Origin of the sequence: Vibrio sp. K4 (assembly GCF_051122595.1) — a bacterium.
Taxonomy (GTDB): domain Bacteria; phylum Pseudomonadota; class Gammaproteobacteria; order Enterobacterales; family Vibrionaceae; genus Vibrio; species Vibrio owensii.
Map to the genome: position 1 here is coordinate 310663 of NZ_CP178578.1, position 21665 is coordinate 332327.

At 46.8% G+C, this 21665-nt stretch carries 23 protein-coding genes; 15 read left to right on the forward strand and 8 right to left on the reverse strand.

All coding sequences use genetic code 11. From position 1 onward, the window contains the following. The first annotated feature begins 23 nt into the window (after positions 1–23). Positions 24–197, forward strand: a complete 174-nt coding sequence (locus tag ACLIIY_RS18935) for a hypothetical protein (RefSeq protein ID WP_009706819.1) — start codon at positions 24–26, stop codon at positions 195–197. A gap of 58 nt (positions 198–255) precedes the next feature. On the opposite strand, the gene ACLIIY_RS18940 is transcribed toward ACLIIY_RS18935, so the two are convergent. Beyond that, complete coding sequence (locus ACLIIY_RS18940; protein ID WP_434529117.1) at positions 256–1944, reverse strand: amidohydrolase; 1689 nt, start codon at positions 1942–1944, stop codon at positions 256–258. A gap of 130 nt (positions 1945–2074) precedes the next feature. Here ACLIIY_RS18940 and ACLIIY_RS18945 point away from each other — a divergent pair, with 130 nt between their 5' ends. Beyond that, positions 2075–2209 carry a hypothetical protein gene (locus ACLIIY_RS18945; protein ID WP_258070912.1) on the forward strand — a complete coding sequence of 45 codons (135 nt, stop codon included), beginning with the start codon at positions 2075–2077 and terminating at the stop codon, positions 2207–2209. A 10-nt stretch (positions 2210–2219) separates the two neighbouring features. On the opposite strand, the gene ACLIIY_RS18950 is transcribed toward ACLIIY_RS18945, so the two are convergent. Continuing rightward, on the reverse strand, positions 2220–2591 hold the full coding sequence (locus ACLIIY_RS18950) for a hypothetical protein (RefSeq protein WP_033005074.1): 372 nt from the start codon (positions 2589–2591) through the stop codon (positions 2220–2222). 242 nt (positions 2592–2833) lie between these two features. Between ACLIIY_RS18950 and ACLIIY_RS18955 the strand changes: the two genes are divergently transcribed. The 8 genes from ACLIIY_RS18955 to ACLIIY_RS18990 all read left to right on the forward strand — a co-directional run bounded on the left by ACLIIY_RS18955 (position 2834) and on the right by ACLIIY_RS18990 (position 11072). Then, complete coding sequence (locus tag ACLIIY_RS18955) at positions 2834–4681, forward strand: M3 family metallopeptidase (RefSeq protein ID WP_434529118.1); 1848 nt, start codon at positions 2834–2836, stop codon at positions 4679–4681. Positions 4682–4739: 58 nt separating this feature from the next. Then, complete coding sequence (locus ACLIIY_RS18960) at positions 4740–5276, forward strand: DUF924 family protein (protein WP_063344614.1); 537 nt, start codon at positions 4740–4742, stop codon at positions 5274–5276. 143 nt (positions 5277–5419) lie between these two features. Further along, on the forward strand, positions 5420–5710 hold the full coding sequence (locus ACLIIY_RS18965) for a putative quinol monooxygenase (protein WP_005435368.1): 291 nt from the start codon (positions 5420–5422) through the stop codon (positions 5708–5710). A 204-nt stretch (positions 5711–5914) separates the two neighbouring features. Continuing rightward, positions 5915–6625: an HAD family hydrolase gene (locus tag ACLIIY_RS18970; protein ID WP_434529119.1), complete on the forward strand. Its 711-nt coding sequence runs from the start codon at positions 5915–5917 to the stop codon at positions 6623–6625. A 171-nt stretch (positions 6626–6796) separates the two neighbouring features. Continuing rightward, entirely contained in the window at positions 6797–7114 is a 318-nt protein-coding gene (locus ACLIIY_RS18975) for a DUF4144 family protein (RefSeq protein ID WP_434529120.1), read from the forward strand. A 314-nt stretch (positions 7115–7428) separates the two neighbouring features. Continuing rightward, positions 7429–8637 (forward strand): NupC/NupG family nucleoside CNT transporter, encoded by a 1209-nt coding sequence (locus tag ACLIIY_RS18980; RefSeq protein ID WP_434529121.1) that lies wholly within the window; start codon positions 7429–7431, stop codon positions 8635–8637. Positions 8638–8788: 151 nt separating this feature from the next. Beyond that, on the forward strand, positions 8789–10039 hold the full coding sequence (locus tag ACLIIY_RS18985; RefSeq protein WP_434529122.1) for a hypothetical protein: 1251 nt from the start codon (positions 8789–8791) through the stop codon (positions 10037–10039). 94 nt (positions 10040–10133) lie between these two features. Then, positions 10134–11072, forward strand: coding sequence for a LysR family transcriptional regulator (locus ACLIIY_RS18990; protein ID WP_331409122.1), 939 nt, complete (start codon positions 10134–10136; stop codon positions 11070–11072). Between the two features lie 35 nt (positions 11073–11107). Here the strand turns inward: ACLIIY_RS18990 and ACLIIY_RS18995 are convergent, their stop codons facing one another. After that, complete coding sequence (locus ACLIIY_RS18995) at positions 11108–11554, reverse strand: hypothetical protein (RefSeq protein ID WP_434529123.1); 447 nt, start codon at positions 11552–11554, stop codon at positions 11108–11110. A 363-nt stretch (positions 11555–11917) separates the two neighbouring features. Between ACLIIY_RS18995 and ACLIIY_RS19000 the strand changes: the two genes are divergently transcribed. Beyond that, positions 11918–12409: a VOC family protein gene (locus tag ACLIIY_RS19000; RefSeq protein WP_005428296.1), complete on the forward strand. Its 492-nt coding sequence runs from the start codon at positions 11918–11920 to the stop codon at positions 12407–12409. A gap of 410 nt (positions 12410–12819) precedes the next feature. On the opposite strand, the gene ACLIIY_RS19005 is transcribed toward ACLIIY_RS19000, so the two are convergent. The 3 genes from ACLIIY_RS19005 to ACLIIY_RS19015 form a co-directional block, all read right to left on the reverse strand. After that, complete coding sequence (locus tag ACLIIY_RS19005) at positions 12820–13128, reverse strand: MliC family protein (protein ID WP_434529124.1); 309 nt, start codon at positions 13126–13128, stop codon at positions 12820–12822. Then, positions 13125–13586: an ecotin family protein gene (locus ACLIIY_RS19010; RefSeq protein WP_038880282.1), complete on the reverse strand. Its 462-nt coding sequence runs from the start codon at positions 13584–13586 to the stop codon at positions 13125–13127. The genes ACLIIY_RS19005 and ACLIIY_RS19010 overlap by 4 nt, the downstream gene beginning before the upstream one ends. Before the next feature lie 112 nt (positions 13587–13698). After that, a complete protein-coding gene (locus ACLIIY_RS19015; RefSeq protein WP_038894953.1) occupies positions 13699–14616 on the reverse strand; it encodes a LysR family transcriptional regulator in 918 nt (305 codons plus the stop codon). A gap of 139 nt (positions 14617–14755) precedes the next feature. Between ACLIIY_RS19015 and ACLIIY_RS19020 the strand changes: the two genes are divergently transcribed. The 4 genes from ACLIIY_RS19020 (at position 14756) to ACLIIY_RS19035 (ending at position 17654) form a co-directional block, all read left to right on the forward strand. Further along, positions 14756–16063, forward strand: coding sequence for a DUF1254 domain-containing protein (locus ACLIIY_RS19020; protein ID WP_434529125.1), 1308 nt, complete (start codon positions 14756–14758; stop codon positions 16061–16063). Positions 16064–16217: 154 nt separating this feature from the next. After that, a complete protein-coding gene (locus ACLIIY_RS19025) occupies positions 16218–16814 on the forward strand; it encodes a LysE/ArgO family amino acid transporter (protein WP_005434851.1) in 597 nt (198 codons plus the stop codon). A gap of 39 nt (positions 16815–16853) precedes the next feature. After that, positions 16854–17273: a VOC family protein gene (locus tag ACLIIY_RS19030; protein ID WP_005428272.1), complete on the forward strand. Its 420-nt coding sequence runs from the start codon at positions 16854–16856 to the stop codon at positions 17271–17273. A 129-nt stretch (positions 17274–17402) separates the two neighbouring features. Next, positions 17403–17654: a TIGR03643 family protein gene (locus tag ACLIIY_RS19035; protein WP_005428362.1), complete on the forward strand. Its 252-nt coding sequence runs from the start codon at positions 17403–17405 to the stop codon at positions 17652–17654. A 30-nt stretch (positions 17655–17684) separates the two neighbouring features. On the opposite strand, the gene ACLIIY_RS19040 is transcribed toward ACLIIY_RS19035, so the two are convergent. Next, on the reverse strand, positions 17685–18404 hold the full coding sequence (locus ACLIIY_RS19040) for a hypothetical protein (RefSeq protein ID WP_009706801.1): 720 nt from the start codon (positions 18402–18404) through the stop codon (positions 17685–17687). Between the two features lie 520 nt (positions 18405–18924). Next, positions 18925–21630 carry an alpha-glucosidase gene (gene ygjK, locus ACLIIY_RS19045; RefSeq protein WP_434529126.1) on the reverse strand — a complete coding sequence of 902 codons (2706 nt, stop codon included), beginning with the start codon at positions 21628–21630 and terminating at the stop codon, positions 18925–18927. Positions 21631–21665: the final 35 nt, after the last annotated feature.

A 21665-nucleotide genomic window follows, 5' to 3' on the forward strand; every position in this document is an offset into this window, starting at 1 on the left:
CAAACAGTGACCGGAGGGAAACCATGGAACTGCGGAACAAGGCGGGCGACATTGCCAAAATTGCTGACAACCTCACCCTGAAAGAAATTACCGAAATGGGCTACACCGTTGATCTATGCGATGAAGCCTTTGATCCAGGCGAGCATTGGAAAGCAGAAGGGCAAACGCAAGGTATGGGCGAATACCCTGAGCAATAGTCTCTAAATACGCTTCTAAAACACAACAACCTTTCAGCCGAGTGAGTCATCGCTCGGCTTATTCGTCATCCAATTGCTCGTAGACCACTTCCCCTCTCAACACCGTCATGAGGACGCGAGCTTGGGCGATGTCTTCCGCTTTCAACTGGGTGATGTCTTGATCCAATACAGCAAAGTCTGCCGATTTCCCGATATCGATTGAGCCAATTTCCTTTTCTAAACCCAAGCTGTAAGCCGGATGAATCGTGTAGGCATCAATCGCAGCTGAGACGTTTGGCAATCCGGTTTCACCCATCACCAAGCTATTGGAGATACCAACCAATGGGTTCAAATCATGCACATTCCAATCGCTGCTTAACGTTACGTTAGCTTCGGCATTATAAAGCGCACGCAGGTTCATCAAGGCTCTGGCTCGCTTAGCGCCTAAGAAGGCTTCTGCCCATTGGTGATCGTGATAAGCCACATAATCGGAGCCAACTTGAAAGTCTGCCGTGACACCTAACTTGGCGAACCTTGGCAGGTCTTTACTGTTCACCAATTCGACATGAGTCAAAGTGTAACGTCGCTGATTGCCCTGACTACGCACCTTCTCAATTGCATCGAGTGATTCACGAATACCACCGTCACCGATAGCATGAATGTGCGCACTATAACCGAGTTTATCGAGCTTGCTTAGCCATTCGGGCATCGCTTGTGGCGAGATGTAATTCAGACCATAGGGAGAATCTGGCAGGTAAGTATCAAGATAAGGCGTAAGGGTTTTGGCAGTACCATTGATGAAGATGCCATCACTGTACATTTTGACTTGGTTCACCAGCAGCAAGCGAGAAGTATCGTCGGACTGAATACCTTTCAAATACGACAGCTGAGAGTCCATGCTGTCAGTCGGATAGATCCATGGTCGCAAAGAAACGCGAGCGGTCAGATCACCTCGTTTTTCACTCTCCTTCCATACTTCATACCAACCTCGCTTCCAGTACATTCGCCCATCACCAATCGTGGTAATGCCGTAAAGCGCAGCTTCTTCTAATCCAGTCAACAAACCTTGGTAGCTCACCGCAAATTGCGCACTCATGCTGTTCCAAGCCAGTTCCATCACTAAATCACCGGCGTTATCGAGCAAGATGCCATTCAACTCGCCGTTATCCGGATCTTTGAGAATGCGACCGCCTTGCGGATCGGGCGTGTTTTTATCAATGTTCGCCGCTTTCAGTGCTGCCGAGTTCACCCACATCGAGTGAGAGGTTTGCTCCATTAACACCACCGGCGTCTCAGGAAAGACCTCATCGATCACTTCCAAAGGCGTGCGCTGGTTTTCTTCTGACAAGGTCGCATCAAGCGTAAAACCGTACCCCATCAACCATTCGTCATCTTGGACAAACTCTTTACAGTCTTGCAGTTGTGGAATTTGCTCATCCAACAAGGTGCCAGCTTGCAATAAGCACGTACCGCCTGCTTCGGAAGCCGCCTCAAACACATGATTGTGGTTATCGACAAAACCTGGCAACAAGTAGGTATCAGTCAAATCCACCACTTCAGTGCCCTCACCAACCCACATTTGTGCCTTGGCTTTATCACCAACAAAAGCAATCCGTCCATCATGCACGGCAACAGCGTCTGCTTTTGGGTGACCATAAATACCAGCGTTGATGTACACCACGTCTGCGGTTTGCTCAGCAGCATTCGCCCACGCGCTAAATACAGGCAGCAACGCAGCACCAAGAATCAGTCTATGAGGAGTTAACATGACACCTTCCGTTGTATTCGCTAACACATTGAGTATATGCAAATTGGTTTAGTTTGCTGTTGATGTCGTAATTTCTGTGGGGTTGGTTTAAAATTACAGAACAAAAGACCGTATAATAAGTAGGTGAACAATGCGACGATACGACCAAGGCGATTTATGTCCTCATTGTGGTTTGATCATCATGATGCCAACCGACCTCTCAAACCAATGTTTAGGGTGTGGTAAAGAGATCAATCAGCATCAAGAATCGGATGAAGACGAGTAAGGCGCAGTTCTTACTCTGATTTGCTCGCTTGTGTTTCCTTCACAAATAAGTACATCTCTTCAAGGTAATTGCCATTTGCGCAGCCCCAGTCACTCACTTCAATAAATTCTTTGAGTAATTGATGACTCTCATCGCGAATCAGTTTTTGGCGAAATGAGTTCCATCGAGCCAATTCCAAACGGTTCTTATCAGATACATAATGGTCGCCATAGCTTTCAATAAGCTTGTTGTAGGCGCTCCAGCGTTCTTCTGGCGTCACTCCTTCACTCATAATGACGGCGCAGTTTTCCTCGATATTAAAAACTTGGTCATTGGTTGGTGTTGTCGCTGAACATCCCACCAAAGTTAGCCCCATTGTTAGAGCTGCGATTCTTGTTTTCATTATTGTTTTCCTTACTTTCAGCACCACTGCGAAAGACGGAATTTTATAAATAGAGGACGGCCATTACTAATCAAAAACGGAAAAATTTTGTGACTGACGTCTGCACATGTAAAAAGTGCGGTAAATTCCTGTTTACAAGCCATAAACATGGTAAATGGATTTCGCATTCCTTTCTGCTGCTTATGCGTGCCATAATCAATGACGATAAAAACCTCAATAAAGCAAACATTTGAAGGATCAAAATGACTGCAACGGAATACCTAAACGACCTAAACCAACGTTACCTCGCTATCCATCGCACCAAAGAAGATTTCTTTTGGGAGACGTACATGGGCATCAGCGACGACCACGATGGTTCGACAAAAGCACAAACCGCTTGGACCAATTTCTTAAGCAACGCCGAGCAAATCTCTGTTATCAAAGCACAACTTGAAGCGGCTGAAACAATCGCTGATCCACAAGAGAAGCAGCAAACGCAAATTGGTCTGCAAGGCTGGTTGGCAACGTTTGAATCGCATGCAATTGAAGGCGAACAAGCTCAAGCGCAAAAGAATGCTCTGATTGCATTTGAAGCCGAGTTGTTCGAGAAAAAGCAAAACCACGTTCTGACGTTTATCAATGAAAACGGTGAACAAACCGAGGGCTCGTTGCCAGTATTGTCGTCGACCATTCGTGCCAATAATCACGAAGAAGTGCGTCAGTCCGCGCACCAAACGCTGCTCGACCTTGAGCAATGGTTGCTGCAAAACGGCTTTATTGAGCTGATCAAACTGCGTAATCAATTCGCACGTTCTTTGGGCTACAAAACCTTCTTTGATTACTCAGTGAAGAAGACGGAAAAGATGAGCTCAGAGCAACTGTTCAGCATCTTGGATGACTTTGAACAGCGCACGCGCGATGCTCACCTAAGCAGCTTGGCAAACCTTGCTGAGCAGAAAGGTCAAAGCGCGCTGACTGGCTACAACTTTGTGTACTCATTCGCGGGTGATGTCATGCGTGACCTTGACCCGTACGTACCGTTCTCAAAGTCGCTACGTCGCTGGGTGGAATCGTTCGGTCGTCTTAACATCGAATATTCAGGCGCAGAACTGACGCTAGACCTGCTTGATCGCAAGGGCAAATACCCGAACGGTTTCTGTCATGGTCCTATCCCTTCGTTCTACAACCAAGGCGAATGGGTTGCCGCGCAGGTGAACTTCACTAGCAACGCGAAGCCAGACCAAGTTGGCAGCGGCTACGATGGCATCAATACTCTGTTCCACGAAGGTGGTCACGCTGCGCACTTCGCTAACGTGAAGATGAACGCGCCGTGTTTCTCTCAAGAGTTTGCGCCAACTTCCATGGCATACGCAGAAACACAATCTATGTTCTGTGACAGCCTACTGACCGATGCCGATTGGCTCAAACAATACGCGTTGGACGCAGAAGGTAACCCAGTACCGGATGAGATCATTCAAGCGATGATCAACAGCCGTCAGCCATTCAAAGCATACGAAGAGCGCAGCATTTTGGTCGTGCCGTATTTTGAACGTGCACTTTACCAATTAAGCGATGAAGAACTGACGCCAGAGCGCATCACTATGCTGGCACGCGATTGTGAAAAACAAATTCTTGGTTTGGAATGCAGCCCACGCCCATTGATGGCAATTCCACACCTTCTGTCTGATGAAGCAGCGTGTGCCTACCACGGTTACTTGCTAGCACACATGGCGGTTTACCAGACTCGCGCTTACTTCCTCGACAAGTTTGGCTACCTGACTGACAACCCAGAGATTGGTCCACTACTGGCGAAACATTACTGGCATGCGGGTAACCACCTATCGCACAACGAGACTATCGTTAGCCTAACGGGTGAGGGCTTTAACGCTAAATATCTGGCAGACGTGTGTAACCTATCGCCAGAACAAGCATGGGAAGTTCAGCAGAAGAAAATTGCCTCGTTGCAAACTCGTGAACGTGCTTCGGTAGCGTCTTTAAATGCCAGCATCAAGGTGGTGGATGGCAGCAAAGAGCTAGCAAGCAATACGGTATCAGACGAGCAGATGTGTGAGCAGTTTGAGCGCTACATCCAAGAGACTTACGGTCGATAAGCGAAACCAAGAGCTAGGGGGTTATACTCCTAGCTCTTTTTCTATCAGGGAAGCAACCATGTACCAAGATATCCTGACTTTCTGGTTTGAAGAACTGGAACCAAAAGACTGGTTTGTGAGTAATGCCGACGTCGATAAACAAATCGAAACACGCTTTCTCACCACCTTAGAACAAGCCGCTCAATCTGAATTGTTTGACTGGCGAGACACAGCGCAAGGCCGTCTGGCGGAGATCATCGTGCTCGACCAATTCTCTCGCAACGTTTACCGCAATACGCCAAAAGCTTTTGCTCAAGATGCTCTTGCGCTTGCCTTGGCGCAAGAGGCAATTCGTCTAGGCTTAGACCAAGAATTGACGGACGTTGAACGCAGCTTTTTGTACATGCCATTTATGCACAGTGAGTCTAAGCGGATTCATGAAGAGGCAGAGAAGCTATTCAAAGCACTGGGGCGAGAATCGAACTACGAGTTCGAACTAAAGCATAAAGTGATCATCGATCGCTTTGGTCGCTACCCACACCGCAATGCGATTTTAGGCCGTGATAGCACCGCAGAAGAAGTGGAATTCTTACAACAGCCGGGTTCCAGTTTTTAAACACTGCTAGCACAAGATTGAAGTTCGATTATCAATTTATATTTGATAATAAATCAATCATTATGCTGTTTATCATTTAGTGATTCGCGACTAATCTTTACCTCGTCAACACGATACATCACGATCAACAGAGGATTTCCATCATGGCTAAATTGACTATAGTCGCTAACATCATCGCCAAAGCAGACCAAGTAGAATTGGTAAAAGCCGAGCTACTTAAACTGATTGATGTCACTCGTGCCGAAGAAGGTTGCATCAACTACGACCTTCACCAAGATAACGAAAACCCAGCGCATTTCACTTTCTACGAAAACTGGGAATCACGCGAACTATGGCGCACGCACATGGACAACGAGCACCTAGCGCAATACATGAAAGCAACTGAAGGCGCGGTAGACACCTTCACTCTAAACGAGATGTCGCACATCGCTTAACGCCTTTTACAACGCAGCACACACTAGAAAGCCAGCAACCATCACCTTGCTGGCTTTTTGTTATTCTCTCGCTTGTTCTCTCTTTTCTCCTTTCCGAGCGATTCAAAGCAGGCTTATGAAAACATGAGCAAGATCTGATTATCTCCCCATTAAGACTGGCAAGATTTAAAGCTACTCACCCTTCGCTGTATCAAAAGGTTTTGCATGAAGTTAGACGCCGTATTGTGGGATTACGATGGCACCCTAGTAAATTCTGTTCCGAAAAATATCGACATCACCAAAGCGATATTGTCCGTTGTAGCACCGCACCTGACCGGGGATAACTTACCGAAATACCTACGCAGTGAAGCGGATTACCATCATGCCAATCACGCAGCGAAAAACTGGCAAGAACTGTACGTAAACTACTATGGTCTATCCCATGATGAAATGCTCGTCGCGGGCACCATGTGGGCAGAGCACCAAGAGCAAAACCAAACACCAGTGAATCTATTCAGTGGCATTGTCGATGTGGTGAATGCGTTCGAACACCTGCCACACGGAGTCTGCTCTCAGAACTCGCAATCCAACATTCGTAACGTACTCAGCGCCAACCAAATCAATGCACCGTTTAAAGCCGTCGTGGGCTACGATGATGTGTCCAATGGGCATCAAAAACCGGACCCTTTTGGCGGCATTAAATGCATCGAGTCCATCTTTGGGCACTCTGATAAACAACTGCTGATGTACATTGGTGACCACGAGGCAGACACGCAGTTTGCACGCAATATCGAGCATCACTTGGGTGGCAGCTGCAAAGTGATTGCCGTAGCAGCGGCGTACAGCGGCGCTCAACCAGAGCACTGGGACGCCCAGCCCGATTATGTGGCACATCAAGTGGCAGACTTGCTCGGCATCATTGGCAAGTACGCCTAGCCTCTCTATGTAAACGCAAAGCTAAAGAAACGCGAAACTAAAGCTCTTAAATACACGGCAAGACACAAAACCTTTTGCTCTCTTTAGGCTTTGTGTATCGTACTTGCCTTACATCGCTTATTTAGCGCGTAGAAGATTTAAAATAACCCATTCCAATATTAAGGTAACGCAATGATCACATGGCCTTGTTTACTCAAACTCGATGGCGACGACGAACTGGTGTATTTGGCCTCGCCAGAGCAGTTAAACGCCGAATGCCAAGCCTTGATTTGGGATCAGGATGACATTGTGATTGATACACAAGGTCACTGCTTTGCATTAAAAACGAGTAGCCATAACACGGTGGAATTAGGCCTATTGCCACAAACATTGAACGTGCAGCAAGTGACAGAGTTGATCCAAAAACACGAGTTTGCTCAGGCACAGCGCTGCATCATCAAAATCCATTTTACTTCCGTCCAACAGGCGATTGAGGCCTTAGCTGATTAACAATTGCGCCCTTGCTTTCGTACAACGAAAAATCCCCTCAATAACCATTGTCAGCACCGAAAACCGTGCGTATACTCCGCGCCCGGTTAGATAGGTTCTCCTTTCACGATGAAATGGAACCGAACCAGCTTTCAATCGGCTGCAAAATGGAAACTTGCCCCAAGGAACAGGGCCCAGCGTAACTGTTAGCGTTTACGGGCTTTGAATTCGACTTCGGGTAAAGACAACATTTTGCACTCTCCGCAATGTTGCCTCTGCACGCGTGCGTCTTTTTCACGGCTCGCTCAAATACAGATACATAGCAAGGTAACATAATGCAAATCATCTTCAGCTTGGCCGGCGTATTGGCCTTGTTGGCGTGTGCTTACGCACTTTCTGATAGTCGTCGCGACATCAACTGGCGCACCGTAATCGGCGCATTCTCTCTTCAAGCAGGTTTTGCGGCACTGGTGCTCTACTTCCCTCTCGGGCAATCCATGTTAGGCTCCATCAGCAACGGCGTATCCGGGCTCCTCTCATTCGCAGACGAAGGCATCGGGTTTGTTTTTGGCGAACTCGCAACGGGCAACTTCATCTTCGCAATTCGCGTACTCCCTCTTATCATTTTCCTCTCCGCTATCATCTCAATGCTCTACTACTTGGGCGTGATGCAAGCTCTTATCAAAGTCATCGGTGGTGCTATCCATCGCCTACTGGGTACTTCTCAAGTCGAATCTCTTGCTGCAACCAGCAACATCTTCCTATCCATGTGTGAAGCCTCGTTGGTGGTCCGCCCGTTCTTGGCCAACATGACTCGCTCTGAACTGTTCGCAGTAATGGTTGGCGGTATGGCGTCTGTGGCAGGTTCCGTACTAGGCGGATACGCAGCACTAGGTATTGAACTGAAATACCTTATCGCAGCGAGCTTTATGGCGGCGCCGGGTGGCTTGTTGATGGCGAAAATCTTAGTGCCAGAACGTGAAGTATCAGCGCATCAAGGCGCTATTAAGCTAGAGAAAAGCGAAGATTCCAACATCGTTGATGCCTTAGCATCTGGTGCGATGAACGGCGTGAAAGTGGCGGTTGCAGTAGGTACCATGCTGATTGCTTTTGTTAGCGTCATCGCGATGGTCAACGCAGGTTTTGAAACCGTGGGCAACTGGTTTGGCTACGAAGACGTAACGCTGCAATTGATCTTTGGCTACCTGTTCGCACCACTGGCGTTTTTTGCTGGCATCCCGATGAATGAAATCCTAACCGCTGGCTCACTGATCGGTCAGAAGACGATCCTGAATGAGTTCGTGGCCTTCCTTGATTTCGTCAACGTGAAAGAAACCCTTTCAGCACATAGCCAAATCATCATCACTTTCGCACTGTGTGGTTTTGCTAACATCGGCTCTATCGCGATTCAGTTGGGTTCAATTAACGCAATGGCACCAGAGCGACGCCAAGAAGTGGCAAAACTTGGCTTCCGTGCCGTTATTGCGGCTACGCTTGCCAACATGATGAGTGCAGCGCTAGCAGGATTGTTTATCGCCCTGTAATCACCCTCTCATTCCAATTGAAGCCCACCATCGCGTGGGCTTTTTTGTATGACTCACCGAATACAGAACTTAAAATTCCGGGTTTATCCCATTATTCCTGAGCGTATTTTTGCTAGCCTGTTGGTGAGTGTAATTGGGATAAGGGGATGTGATGAACAAGGTCGTATTGGTATTTGGTGGATTGGGGAACGCTAAATCGTCTGTGGTGGGTTTGTATGAGAACCTTCTACATACCTTAAGTTCTCGCTTTGATGTCGTCGCCATCGACCCTGCAGTTCAACATCCCAAGTCCTGTGAATCGCAGTTCCAATTCCCTTACTTCGCTCGCTACGCCGATCTTGATGCGTTTTTAAAGGCTCACTCACACACTGATGTTGCTGCGGCCTTCGTTTTAACACCGGTTGGCACACATCTCTCCATCATTGAACAAGTGAGTAATGCACTCGATATTCAAAGCCTGTTGTTTGTGGTTGAGAAACCATCCTTCTCCTTGGCTGAAATCGACAAGGGGTTTAACCAAGTCATCCCTAAGCTTAAACGTCGCGGAGCGCAATTTTACTTTATTGATACCGCTTTGGTTTCTCCTTCGTTGGCAGCACTCTTTTCTGATTCATCTATTGCACTCCCTGATTCTGCTCCGCGCAAGATTATCGCGATTGCTGCCGACAACCCCATCGACAGCCATAAAGCTATCCAAGACTTCCGTTTTGAAAACCGAATTGCGTTACTCAACGCCAGAAAGCTACTTAACTTAGCCACCAGCGGCGGCGGAGGTTATGGCTTTGATATGGGCATTCATGCGATTGCTGGGCTAGTTCGCTACCTGCATAAATTCGGCTTAGAAGACTCGCAAGTTGAACTAAAACACGTCCGTGCCGAACGTATCAACGAATCGAAATTGGAGTACACACAAGGCGCTGAAACCCATCTCTATGTCGAAGGCGAACTCACGTCGACCGAGAGCAATATTGAAGTAGTGATTGAGGCAGGAAAAGCCGGTGATATCTGGGACAGAAGGTTGGAACTGCACTATCCAGAGCGCGTCATCGCAATTGGTTTTGGCACACTCAAGCATCCGCCGTATCTGTGGGAGAGAAGCCCCAATGGCATCAAGAGCACCACATTTGATGTCTCTGGCTCAGGCTATGCGATGCACTTTAACGACATTCTCTGTGCACTTGGTTTTGACGCAGAGCCTTTACTCTCACAACAAGAGAGCGAAGCTTTGATGTCGCACTCAATGAACTTGCTACGCATCGTATTTAATACCATCGGCTACACCCATCAAGTTCGCGAACAAAACATTGCCGTGGTTGATGCACACACACCCAAATACCTATCAGAAGCAGAGCTAGAGGTTCGGGCAGAGCTTAGCCGATACCTCGACAGTTTGATTGTTTAAGTAGGCAACGAGTCAGTATTTCTGGCTCAATTCATTTAAGTGATATAGTTTCTATTCATACCCTTCAATTTGTAAGTTGAATGATAGAAATATCATGATAAATCTATCCCACTTAATCAAAAATGATATGAACCTGCTGATTTGTCTGTACGTTTTACTGCAAGAACGCAGCGTGAGCAGAACCGCAGAGAAACTGTTCTTATCTCAATCGGCCGTCAGTAAACAGCTTACTAAATTACGCCAAGAGTTTGATGACCCTTTATTCGAGCGAGAATCCAAAGGTTTATTGCCGACTCCGAAAGCGCTGGCATTAGAAAGCAAGCTGCAACAAATCCTGATGCAAATTGATCAGCTTCGTGAACCAGAAGAATTTGACCCGGAACGCTCGACTCGCGTTTTCAGTATCGATCTCATTGAAACCGCCTACTCCACGATTTACCCGCGTTTTCTGCCTCAAGCGTTGTCTAGTGCGCCAAAGATCACCATCAAAAGTGCAGATTGGAGCAATAGCAGCATTACTCGATTACAGAGGAGAGAGATCGATTTTGGTGTCGGTATCTTTGAGTTTGATGATCGTTCTAAAACCCATGTCGATACCATCCCTGATACTCTAAATTACGCAGAACTGATGCGTGACACCTCGGCGTGCATCTTGCGAAAAGGACACCCAGCATTAGAGGAAGAATGGAATCTCGACGCATTCTTGAAGTACCGCCATATCCAAGTCATCACTGGTGGTGTGTCTAGCTGGCTATTACATGAGGTGCTCGACATACAACGCCTGCGCATCGACAACGCCGTCAACATGTCTGACATTTCCAGCGCGGTAAAACTGTGTGAGAAGAGCGACTTGATACTGACTTACCCTTACAAAAGCATCCGCGAGTTCGAAGGTAAATCGAACATTGTGATCAAACCGCTCCCAATAAAAATGGAACCAGGTGGGTTCTTTCTACTTTGGAACAAGCAACTCGACAATGACCCAAGCCATAAATGGCTAAGAGAGCTCATCGTCAGTCAGTCTTATGCCTAATCACAAAGCCTGTAACCAAAGTAGAAAATACAAAGCTATGAGTTGATGTACTTTAAATGAACATTCAAACGCCAAAAGTAGAGTGCTTGCAAAGCGATAACAGAGAATGTCGAAAGTAATTCAACAATAAAATAATGCTGAGCGCCAAAGTCGAAAGAGACGATAGCCATCCCAACAAGCACAGATAAAGCGACAAATCTAAACGACAAAGGGATAGATAAAGCGATAGAGCGAAGAATGTAGGTTTTACCATCTCTATTATTCGTTCTATACGTGACAACTACACCCAAAATTGACACGACTAAGATACCAATAGCCTCGGTTATCATAACTTCATTGCTTACATACGGCGCCAAGAACATAAAGTACGGTGTCACCGTATAAAAGATTAAGAATATTAAAGCGTATTTAATCCAATCACTGTCTGGCACTTTGTTGTCTTTTAGTTCCTCAGACAGCTTTGATGTTTTCCAAATGTACAAATTATTATTCCTTTTTATGTGAGCTCAGATTAAAGGCTCGCCTAAAACCCTAACTACCAACGTTCAAACACAACTAGTTAATATCAATAAAAACAGATGACTAGCAGCAACTTCGGCCAGAAGTTTACCTCACCAAACCATTCATGATCGATATAAAACAACTCAAAACACAAAGAAATTTATAAGATAACTATTTGATAAGCATACAGGATACGCTTGTTTACCCTTCTCTTCGCCATTTAATAACAAAAAATTATTATCTTAAAAATTATTGATAATTTCATGTAATCAAAATTTCTCCATATACTCACCTCCATCGAAACGAAACACGAATTAAACATCACAGTTTTCTGGAGCAGAATTATGAAAATGAATCACGTAGGCATCATGGTTGGCGATATGGACAAAGCAGTAGAGTTCTACACTAAAGCGCTTGGTCTTCGCATCGTAATGAACAACACAAAAGTTATCGAAGAGCGCGAATCAGCAATCGGTCGTATGTGTATCGCTGTATTCGGTGAAGGCTTCAAAGGCTTCAACATCGCTCACCTAGTAACATCTGACGGCATCGGTGTTGAATTGTTTGAAATGAAAGAGCGTCAAGAGCGTCACGAAGTAGACTTCTCTCGCCTAGGCATCTTCCACTTCTGTCTACAAGTAGCGAAAGAGCAGTTCCCACAAACTATCAAACGTATTGAAGAGTTTGGCGGTAAAGCTCGCATGGACATCATGCGCTACCACCCAGAAGACGACAGCAAACAAGCTCAAATGATCTACATGGAAGACCCGTTTGGTAACCTATTCGAGCTTTACTCACACACTTACGAAGAAACTTACGCGTCTGATTACGAGTAATTAAATGCTTAAGAACCAGAAAGGGTTGGCCTAGTGCCAACCCTTTTTGTTTTGGTTAGTTTTGATGAAACAACCCCTCCTAACCTCCCCTTGGCTGTAACTTCGGAGACTACAAAAGTCATTCTGGTAAAGGGGAGGGATTTTCCGAGTGTGTTAAAGCGAGATTCCTGATGTCGCTTAGGATCCTCGGAATGACGAGAAACGTTGAGGGTGATTGAACCCACCACTCCAGAGAAAACCCTCCCCCTTAGAAACGAAACTTCAATGCCGAGCAAACCATGTCAATACAAGGGGGAGTTGGAGGGGGTTGTGAACACAGAACGGCAAACTAGCTAAACAAAACCAAAACAATCTTCAAACCGTGCAAACGAAAAAGGCTTGGTATCAACCAAGCCTTTTGAATTTCACGATTACTTCGTCACGCGACATGCACTTTGGGATATCTCGTTGACGATCAAAATCGCTTCGTCACCTTTGGTGTGCAGAACTAACATTTGGTCATCAGACATATATTTTGCGCCAGAGGCAGAGCGAACTTGTTTGAGTTCAATCTCTCTCCCGTCATCAACGGTGATCAGTGCTTTTTCCTGATCAAAGCTAGCAGCGAACTGATGGCCGTCGTCACACTGGTATTGATATTCAGGCGCGGTAGAGGCACAGCCACCAAGCGCAAGCAAACCACCTAATATCAGTGCGATTTTTGCCTGCTTAGCGATCATTCTTCAGGTGCCCAAACGCGAATGTTCACGTCCAAATCCGCTGGCGCGTAAACCACAACAGGAAGCTTGCTGTTGTAACGGTAAAGGTCGCGTGTTGGCATTTGAACGAAAGTTTCTACCTTCTCCATGTCTTCAGGACAAGCCATTAATGTAGAGATGCCGCCTGCTGGAGAAGCATCTACTTGGTAGTAAGTGTAACCCCAACCTTCTAGCGAGTGCTCGCTCACACTGCCACCCAGAGAAACGCGGTTACAGTCTGTTTCCATCATTTTGCCTACTACAAGTTCAACGCGCTTATCTGCTTCGTTGCTTGCTGGGTCTACATAGAAAACGTGCTTCGTCATGTTCTCCATCTCTGGGAACATCTCTGCCGATGGGCGAGATACGTCATTTGCTGAGTTCATTGTCGAACATCCGCTCAGTGCCAATGCACCTGCGGCCAACCAAACTGCTTTCATCGTTTTTTCCTTTTTCATATGGATGGGCATATTGTAATGGGGAACGCCAACTTATTGTGAAAGTACGGTTTAAATTGAGGTCTACTCTCACAATTACGACGTCAATGCGGAATCAGGCTCGAATGCCCAACTCAGCCATCAAAGATTCAATGGATTGATTCAGCCATTGTGTCATTGGTTCATTTCTTCTCTTGGTGCTGTAAACATAGCCAAAATTGCCTTCTAATGTTGGTAACTCCTGCGCAAAATCGAGACCAACAAACCGCGCGTCCAATTGCTCAATAAGGTATTTGGAACATGGGAAAAGAATGTCGCTTTCAGATACGAGGTTAAGAATCGTATTGATATGGCTCGTTCTGAGTTGAATCCTAGGCACTACGGACAAGGGTTGAAGTAAACGGGAGATGTGTACTTCTTTTTCGTTCCAATGGGGAATGATGTGCACAGCAAACGACGCCGCCTTTAGATCATCCAGTTGAACGCGCTTTCCCTCCAATGGATGCCCGATGCGGCCAGCCAGAGCGAAATGGTCTTTGCCGCCCTTTTTCTGCACTAAGAACTTAGGTAAATCCATCGGGAAATAGTTAATGCCAAAGGCAATCTCTCCAGCATCAATTTTCTCGGGCGTTGCTTCTGTCCAATCCTCAATCACCAAGTTCATCAATGGAGCTTCCTTGGCAAGAAACTGAGTCAAAGGGGCAGAAAACCACTGGGCAATGGAGGCGTTTATTGCAATGCGCAGGTTGGCTTTTTCGGTGCTTGGGTCGAAGCGCTCTTCTGTATTGACCAACGCTTCAATGTCATGGATGAGGCCAGAAAGCTGAGTTTTGAGCTCTTCCGCTTTTGGGGTTAGCTCCATCACCGCCCCCTTTCTCACCAAAATATCATCGTTGAATAGCTCACGAATCTTTCTTAAGTTTCGGCTCACGGCGGGTTGACTAGTGCAAAGCCGCTCTGCTGCGACAGTGGTATTTTGCGTTTCGAGAATGACCGACAATACCTTCAATAAGTTGTAATCAAATCCAATCACGCTCAGCACCTTTTCTGCATTTTGACTGACTCTATAACAATAATGGTATGAGCTAAATACCACCAATTCATTTCTGTCATAGTGCGGACAAAATTTATAGTGAGTGCATTCACCACACACTATTTGGATGATGTCAGCTATGAAAAAGAAACTTCTTGTTACCTTGTTGGGTTTGTCTGCACTTGGCGCTCAACCTGCCTTTGCCAATACGGCCAATAGCGAACTGGCTAAAGATGCCTACATTTATGGATACTCGATTGATGAGGCGTACAAATTCTTCTATCACACGGCGGTAGAGAATGATTACCCACTCAACCGCTTTCAAAATATTCGCGGTTTGGCCGATGACACCTATACCGCGCACCCAACCATCAACAACGACACGCTCCACTTGATGGGTTGGTTAGACGTTGCTGCTGAACCCGTTATCGTCAGCGTTCCAGATATGGATGAAGGACGCTATTGGATATTGCACACCATGGACATGGGTCACTACACCAACGCGGCATTCAGCTCACGAACGCGTGGCACAGAAGGTGGCCAGTTCATGTTTGCCGCCAACGATTGGCAAGGTGAGGTTCCAGATTCCGTAGATGAGGTGATTCATGTCGACAGTAACCTAGTGAAGCTGATGGGACGCATCATGGCGCTGGGTGGCGAAGACACGAAAATCGCACTCGATTATATGGATCAATGGACTATCCGCACCTTGTCTGAGTACCTAGGTCAAAACGGACCGAAACCCGTGCAGCGCACCTACCCAGATCCAAAACATTCGACTTGGCTGGAGCGTGTTAACTTCGTCCTTTGCGATGGCACAATGGGGGATGCTGATAAACAGTGGTTAGAAAAATACCAACCTATCGGTGTCGAAGCTTGCAAAACCGACTTCACGCCTGAGCAATTGAAGCTCGCCAAAGCAGCAGAAACACAAGGCATGCAGCGTATTATCGAGCTAGCACCGAAAGTCACGGATGCCCGCCAGATACTGGGTACACGCGACACCCTTGGCGATACACCGCGCGAAGTCTTTGCTGAGGGCACGTACCTTGGCCAATGGGGCTTACCACCTATTGAAGCGTCTTACCGCAAGACGGATTTTGATACCAAAGGGGAAAAACTGGATGGCTCTAAGCATGACTACGTGATGCGCTTTAAAGCCCCAAATGTCAGCGAGTTTTGGTCGGTAACCATTTACGGCAGTGATAACCGTTTGATGGCGAAGAACGCTTTAAATCGACACAGCCGTGGGGATCGCAGCATGAAGCCAGACGCGGATGGTTACTATACCATTCACATGAGCTCTGACACGAAAAGCAATGCGGATGACCCGAATTACTTACCAGTACCAGAGAAACCGTTTTACGCCATCATGCGCTTCTACGGTGCGGACGAAGCGATTCAAAGTGGCGAATATCAGATGCCGGAGATCGCCCCAGTCGAATAAGCTCTGCAATTAATCTGTGAAGCAAAGATTGAAACGTTACTCTTTGGAGTAGCGTTTCATGTTTCTCGAGCACATCATTACGTGCCACTTGCTCCAAACCAATGACAAGGTTATGGTTTGAAGCCTTATTTGGTCGACGTTCAAGGAAGAGAGAATGACCACCTACCTTGCTGGCTTTACGCTCGGCATATCACTGATTCTTGCTATCGGAGCGCAAAACGCCTTTGTGCTGAAACAAGGCATCAAACAGCATCATGTGTTTCTGGTGTGCTTTATTTGTGCATTGTCCGATGCGATTTTGATTTCCCTTGGAGTGGCGGGATTTGGCTACTTGGTGAAGCAGTTTCCCTTGATTGAAACCATCGCGCGATACGCTGGTGCTGCGTTCCTAACTTGGTATGGTCTCAGCAGTTTACGCTCGGCATTGACCCAAAAACACGTGATGAATCCTGAAGGTGATGCCTCCAAAAGTGCATGGCAAACCGCTCTTATCTGCTTGGCATTCACTTGGTTAAACCCGCATGTTTACCTTGATACCGTTGTGCTATTAGGATCGATTTCGACCCAGTATGAACCACACAAATGGCAGTTTGCCGTAGGTGCGGTATCGGCTTCCTTCGTGTTCTTTTTCAGTCTTGGCTATGGCGCTAAGTTACTGATCCCCATCTTTAAGCATGCTCGCTCTTGGCAGGTTCTTGAGTTCATTATTGGCTTTGTCATGCTGGCTCTGGCGATCAGCTTGCTGGTTTAGTGCGTATACTTTTCTCAATGCTCGAAAAAGGAACACGTCATGGCAAATCAACGAAACCCCATTGAAATCAAAGCCCTCGACCATGTGGTATTAAGAACGGATAATCTCGATGCGATGCTCCGTTTCTATCGAGATCTATTGGGGTGTCCTATCGAGCGGGAGTTGCCCGACTTAGGGCTGACGCAGTTACGAGCTGGCACAGCCATCATTGATTTGGTGACGGTTGAGAGTGAACTCGGCAAGTTAGGCGGTAAGTCGCCAAGCCAAGATGGACGAAACCTCGACCATTTCTGCCTGCAAATTGCGCCTTTTGAAGAGTCTGAGTTGCTTGAATATCTCCATCAACATAATGTCCACGTCGAAGAGTTTGCCGAACGATATGGCGCACAGGGTTTTGGTCGCTCTGTGTATTTAGAAGATCCAGAAGGCAATGTGGTCGAGCTTAAACCACAGAAATAACCCGTTGCTATTCCTAACTTTATTTCCTCATTTTATCGGTTAAAAACGGCTTCCTATTAAACCGTTTCGCCGTAGATTACGTAAGTGTGTTACTAAGCTTAAATAGGCAACTCTGATTAGGAACACACCATGACCCTCAGCGACGACGCACTATCCAGAATCATAGAAATGGCATGGGAAGACCGAACCCCATTTGAAGCGATTGAGCATCAGTTCGGTCTGAACGAAAATGGCGTTATCAGCCTGATGCGTCGCCACCTCAAACCCCGCAGTTTCAAGCTTTGGCGACAACGTGTTTCTGGACGCAACACCAAGCACTTAAAACTGCGTTCACCAGACGTAAACAGAGGCTATTGCCCAACGCAGTACAAACAACGTTGAGCCTCTCGGCCAAGTTCAAGTGTTCTGTGCCTAGACCATAAAGTAAGGCGCACTGTCTCGCATGAACTCCGCCATAGAGGCAAGGTAGTCCCATGTTTCTCGGTAGGTGTGGCTCATGCATTGCGTGAAGGCTTGGCACAGTGACGGATCTTCTTCCAACCACTGGCTGACGTGTTGCGCCGTGTAGGAAACCTGCCTCACCTCATCATCTAAAATTTGCTGAATGGTCGGTCGCATCTCTTTCAGATACGGAATATCCGATTGGTCGATAAAACTCAGTTGAGAAACCAATAGACACCAAGAACGAAGTTCGACGGAGTGAGCTCGGAAAAGATGGATTTTAATGTCGTCGTAAAAGTTGCTCACATTGCTGAAATCACTCGACTTTTCTTCTTGATAAACCTCGGTTTGGTAACCCGTTAATGGGATCAAACTGGCGTACATGGCTGAGTGGTTTCTGTCGTTTTGGCAGTGATGCATGATTTGCTGCTTCATTTCCCCTTGCGCATAACGATTGGCAATCATTTTGAGTCGCTCTGCGCCCTCTTCTTCGTTGATGGCATTGTGCAGCAAGTAATACGCCATGGTTTGTTTGCTCTGGAATATTTCGCCAGTAAGCTTACCCATCGCTTGAGGTGTGAGTGAGGAATCGGAATGTAGATAGCTTGCAATAGAGGCTTTGTACTCTTTAGAGGGCACAAAGTTATTGTCTTCTAGCAAGTTATAAAGGCTGGTCTGTAAACAATTCATGTCACCTTCCTTGATGGTGCTGCATCGCAACACGTCATGCTGACTACTAAGAAAGTGAGGTATTTATCAATACGCTCCTTAGAATGAGGTAGATTCAAGCGGAAGAGTAGAGTTTGGGAATGATTTCGGCTCGGAGCGGCTGGCCAGCGGCGAGGTTAGGACAACTCTTAATGCTTTCGTATGAATATTAACGACCTCATTGATTTATGAAGCATATATTTTGTTACAAAACAGTTAAACGATCATTTTATAAATGTTATGTATCGAAAATAGACAGAACGAAATGCGGGGTGGTTAACTATTGGTTTTTAAAAGAAAGTGGCTTTGTAGCGCGATTTTTCTCGCCTACAAATTTTAGAAAAGTGCCGAAAAGTAGTGTTTTAACTCTATAAAAACCGGACGGAGATCACCGTCCGGTTTGATCTTATTGAGCCTAATTTGAAGAGGATGAAGCGGTTGCAGATGCTAGGGGGGTCATCTGCAACGCCCAAATCTTCTCGTTGTTAGTGACGAATGAGCCTTACTTGCCCACAAAGCCGTTGTACAACATGTAAAGGTGCGCAGCACTCCAAGAGAAGTTGTTTGCGCCCTGCACTGCACCCGTTTCAGGGTTGTAGTTTTCCTGAATTGGCGTTGTTTCTGTTAAGCCTTGTGCGTTCTTGAATAGCTTATCCACCATCTGACGCGCCTCCACACCGTAACCGTAGTTGTCCATACCACGAACACCGAAGTAGAACTGATCGAGCCACACACGACCACGCCAGTAAATGTCTGGGCCGTAAGCCGGGTTATCCATTGACGCCGTGCCAAGTGGGATCATTGGTGAGTTAAACTTGCTGGTATCAAGCATGTTCTTCACTACTTTATCCGCGTGCTCTTGCGTTGCCGCGTTGTTGAATAGTGGAGACCAACCTTCTGGACCCATGCCGCGTTTCACCAACATTGGACCAGCACATTGGTTGCTCAAGCCACCAGGTACCACTTCGATGTCGTAGTAGAAACCGGTTGATTCATCGAACATACAGCGGTTGATGTACTCTTTGGTGTCTTCCGCTTTCTCTTTAAACTCAGCCGCTTTATCTGCTTTGCCTAGTACTTCTGCAATTTGCGATAGGAACAGGTTATCTGAGTACCAGTAAGACGCTTGGTCTACCGATTCTTGCATCAGTGAGTAGCCAGACAACTTGTTCGCGTCGTTGGTGTTCTCGTTGAACTTCACTTCCCAGTCTTTCTTCGCTAGAGCCAGTTTGTCCATGTTTTCTGGAGAATCATTACGGTAAGTCACCACTGAACCGTCTTCACCCATAACCATATCGTAGGTGTTGTCGAATCCGTTGGTGTCGTGTGCGTAACGACCCATCTGGTCGATCACTTTAGCTTCGTCTTGTGTCGGCAGTTCAGACATACCTTGTAGGTTGTCGATAGTGTCGATAAAGCCAAATACACCCGCGTTGTCACGACCAGACTCCCAACCCGCAGCTACTTTTGCAGGAATGCTCATCGCGGTGTAATCACCGGACGTTAGCAACTGGTTGTATTTCTCGACGCCAGTCTCTTTGATCCACTTGTCGCCATTCGCCTCGTCTTTGTATTGGAACTTCATGTCATCCAATGTTGCATCGTCACCCCAAGGCAATTCGCCATCTTTGTTTGGGTTCAAATCGTCTGCGAACACAGTATGAATTGGGTCTTTTGCTGCACCATATTCAGGGATACCGTTTTTGTTTGTATCGCGAGCACGCAGCCACCAATCGTGGAATGCCACCAACTTCGGATACATCTCTTCTAGCCACTGCTTCGCTTCTTCCGGACGGTTATGCTCGTCTTTCAGTGCGGTGTACACTTCCCATACCGCCCATGCAGCTAGAGATGGTTTGGTGTTGCGTTCGTTCCAGTTCAAGCCGTCTGTCGCCAGTGGGAACACTTTTTTGTATTCCGCAGACATGCCTTCCCAACGTTCTGCCGGTAAGTTGTAAGTGACTACGTCAAGCAAGTAACCTTCGTCCCAAGGGCGAACAGGATCGTCAGACTGAACTTGATATTGGAATACAGTACGAATGTTTTCCATCGCCACATCTGGGTTGAAGTGAGCCATTGCGTACGCTTGTTTCCATGTGTCCCACGGCCAAGTCATGTTGCCAGAGAAGTAAGGTGCGGTTACTGATGGTGTTACTGTGTCGTGGTCAATGGCACCTGCAGCACCGCGCCAGTTTGCGCTCAGTGTTTCCATCGCTTTTACTGCAACGAATTCATGCTCTTTTGAAGCAGCATCGTTGGTTAGACCGTTTTCTAGGTACTCTTCCCAACGCATTGCTGAATCGTGCATGTAGCCTTTAGGATCGGCCATCACATCGTCAAGCTTCGCAAACTCAGACGCTTGCTCTTCCGTGTTTTGCACGTGCGTGTAAGCCGTGTATAGCGTGATTTCTTCGCCATTACCTAGCTCTGCCGTTTGGACAAAGCCTTTCTTGTCATCGTCAATAGTCGATGTTTCTGGTTTGATAGAGCGTGTTACTTCAAACTTAGAGTCGCCTGAAGTCAGCAGAGACCAAGAGTCGCGAACCGCGCCAAAAGACACTTCTACGCCGTTTTCTGTCGCCGCGATTTCACGTGAGTAAGTAGGGTATGCATCTTCAACACTGCGCACTGTGCTGTCGCTGTTTTTGTATAGTTCACCATCGTCAGCGCGGTAATCTTGCATCAACTCACCGTCCCATTCGCCTTGAATAGCCAGCTTGTTCGGGTTCTTGATAGTGGTTTTAACAAGAGACGTACGATCCGTCACAAAGCGCATTTCAAGTTCGGCAGTGATGCCGTTATCGCCTGTGTACTCTTGAATCAGTGCGCCTGGTTGCGAGTAAGCGTCTGTCAGCTCAAGCGGCATCGCTTCACCGTCAACCATCAGTGTTAAACGGTCGAAACGTGCAGCCATGAATGACACGTATTCTTCCGTTAGCAACGCCGTACCACCTAGGGTGATTTCACCACCTTTGGTATCTAACGTGTGACCATGCCAAGAACCGTTATCGAACATAGGAATGTAGCGAAGGTGACCACCATGTAGATCACGCAGTGCCACTGGCACACCTGCACGGTCAATGGTGTTGTGGAATTCAGCCGCTTTCAGTGGCGCTTCCACATTCGAGTCATTATCACTACTGTTGCATCCACTAAGTGTTAGAGCAACCCCGACAGCAATCGCACATAAAGAAGTCTTAAAGTGCATGTTATATCCCTCATTTATTGGCTTTTGGTCCTGAT

Coding starts and splice junctions, on each gene's coding strand:
- ACLIIY_RS18945 (WP_258070912.1), top strand. CDS start 2,075: ATGCGACGATACGACCAAGGCGATTTATGTCCTCATTGTGGTTTGATC.
- ACLIIY_RS19000 (WP_005428296.1), top strand. CDS start 11,918: ATGAAAATGAATCACGTAGGCATCATGGTTGGCGATATGGACAAAGCA.
- ACLIIY_RS19025 (WP_005434851.1), top strand. CDS start 16,218: ATGACCACCTACCTTGCTGGCTTTACGCTCGGCATATCACTGATTCTT.
- ACLIIY_RS18955 (WP_434529118.1), top strand. CDS start 2,834: ATGACTGCAACGGAATACCTAAACGACCTAAACCAACGTTACCTCGCT.
- ACLIIY_RS18965 (WP_005435368.1), top strand. CDS start 5,420: ATGGCTAAATTGACTATAGTCGCTAACATCATCGCCAAAGCAGACCAA.
- ACLIIY_RS18960 (WP_063344614.1), top strand. CDS start 4,740: ATGTACCAAGATATCCTGACTTTCTGGTTTGAAGAACTGGAACCAAAA.
- ACLIIY_RS18985 (WP_434529122.1), top strand. CDS start 8,789: ATGAACAAGGTCGTATTGGTATTTGGTGGATTGGGGAACGCTAAATCG.
- ACLIIY_RS18935 (WP_009706819.1), top strand. CDS start 24: ATGGAACTGCGGAACAAGGCGGGCGACATTGCCAAAATTGCTGACAAC.
- ACLIIY_RS18970 (WP_434529119.1), top strand. CDS start 5,915: ATGAAGTTAGACGCCGTATTGTGGGATTACGATGGCACCCTAGTAAAT.
- ACLIIY_RS19030 (WP_005428272.1), top strand. CDS start 16,854: ATGGCAAATCAACGAAACCCCATTGAAATCAAAGCCCTCGACCATGTG.
- ACLIIY_RS18940 (WP_434529117.1), bottom strand. CDS start 1,944: ATGTTAACTCCTCATAGACTGATTCTTGGTGCTGCGTTGCTGCCTGTA.
- ACLIIY_RS18975 (WP_434529120.1), top strand. CDS start 6,797: ATGATCACATGGCCTTGTTTACTCAAACTCGATGGCGACGACGAACTG.
- ACLIIY_RS19005 (WP_434529124.1), bottom strand. CDS start 13,128: ATGATCGCTAAGCAGGCAAAAATCGCACTGATATTAGGTGGTTTGCTT.
- ygjK (WP_434529126.1), bottom strand. CDS start 21,630: ATGCACTTTAAGACTTCTTTATGTGCGATTGCTGTCGGGGTTGCTCTA.
- ACLIIY_RS18950 (WP_033005074.1), bottom strand. CDS start 2,591: ATGAAAACAAGAATCGCAGCTCTAACAATGGGGCTAACTTTGGTGGGA.
- ACLIIY_RS19010 (WP_038880282.1), bottom strand. CDS start 13,586: ATGAAAGCAGTTTGGTTGGCCGCAGGTGCATTGGCACTGAGCGGATGT.
- ACLIIY_RS19020 (WP_434529125.1), top strand. CDS start 14,756: ATGAAAAAGAAACTTCTTGTTACCTTGTTGGGTTTGTCTGCACTTGGC.
- ACLIIY_RS18990 (WP_331409122.1), top strand. CDS start 10,134: ATGATAAATCTATCCCACTTAATCAAAAATGATATGAACCTGCTGATT.
- ACLIIY_RS18980 (WP_434529121.1), top strand. CDS start 7,429: ATGCAAATCATCTTCAGCTTGGCCGGCGTATTGGCCTTGTTGGCGTGT.
- ACLIIY_RS19040 (WP_009706801.1), bottom strand. CDS start 18,404: ATGAATTGTTTACAGACCAGCCTTTATAACTTGCTAGAAGACAATAAC.
- ACLIIY_RS19035 (WP_005428362.1), top strand. CDS start 17,403: ATGACCCTCAGCGACGACGCACTATCCAGAATCATAGAAATGGCATGG.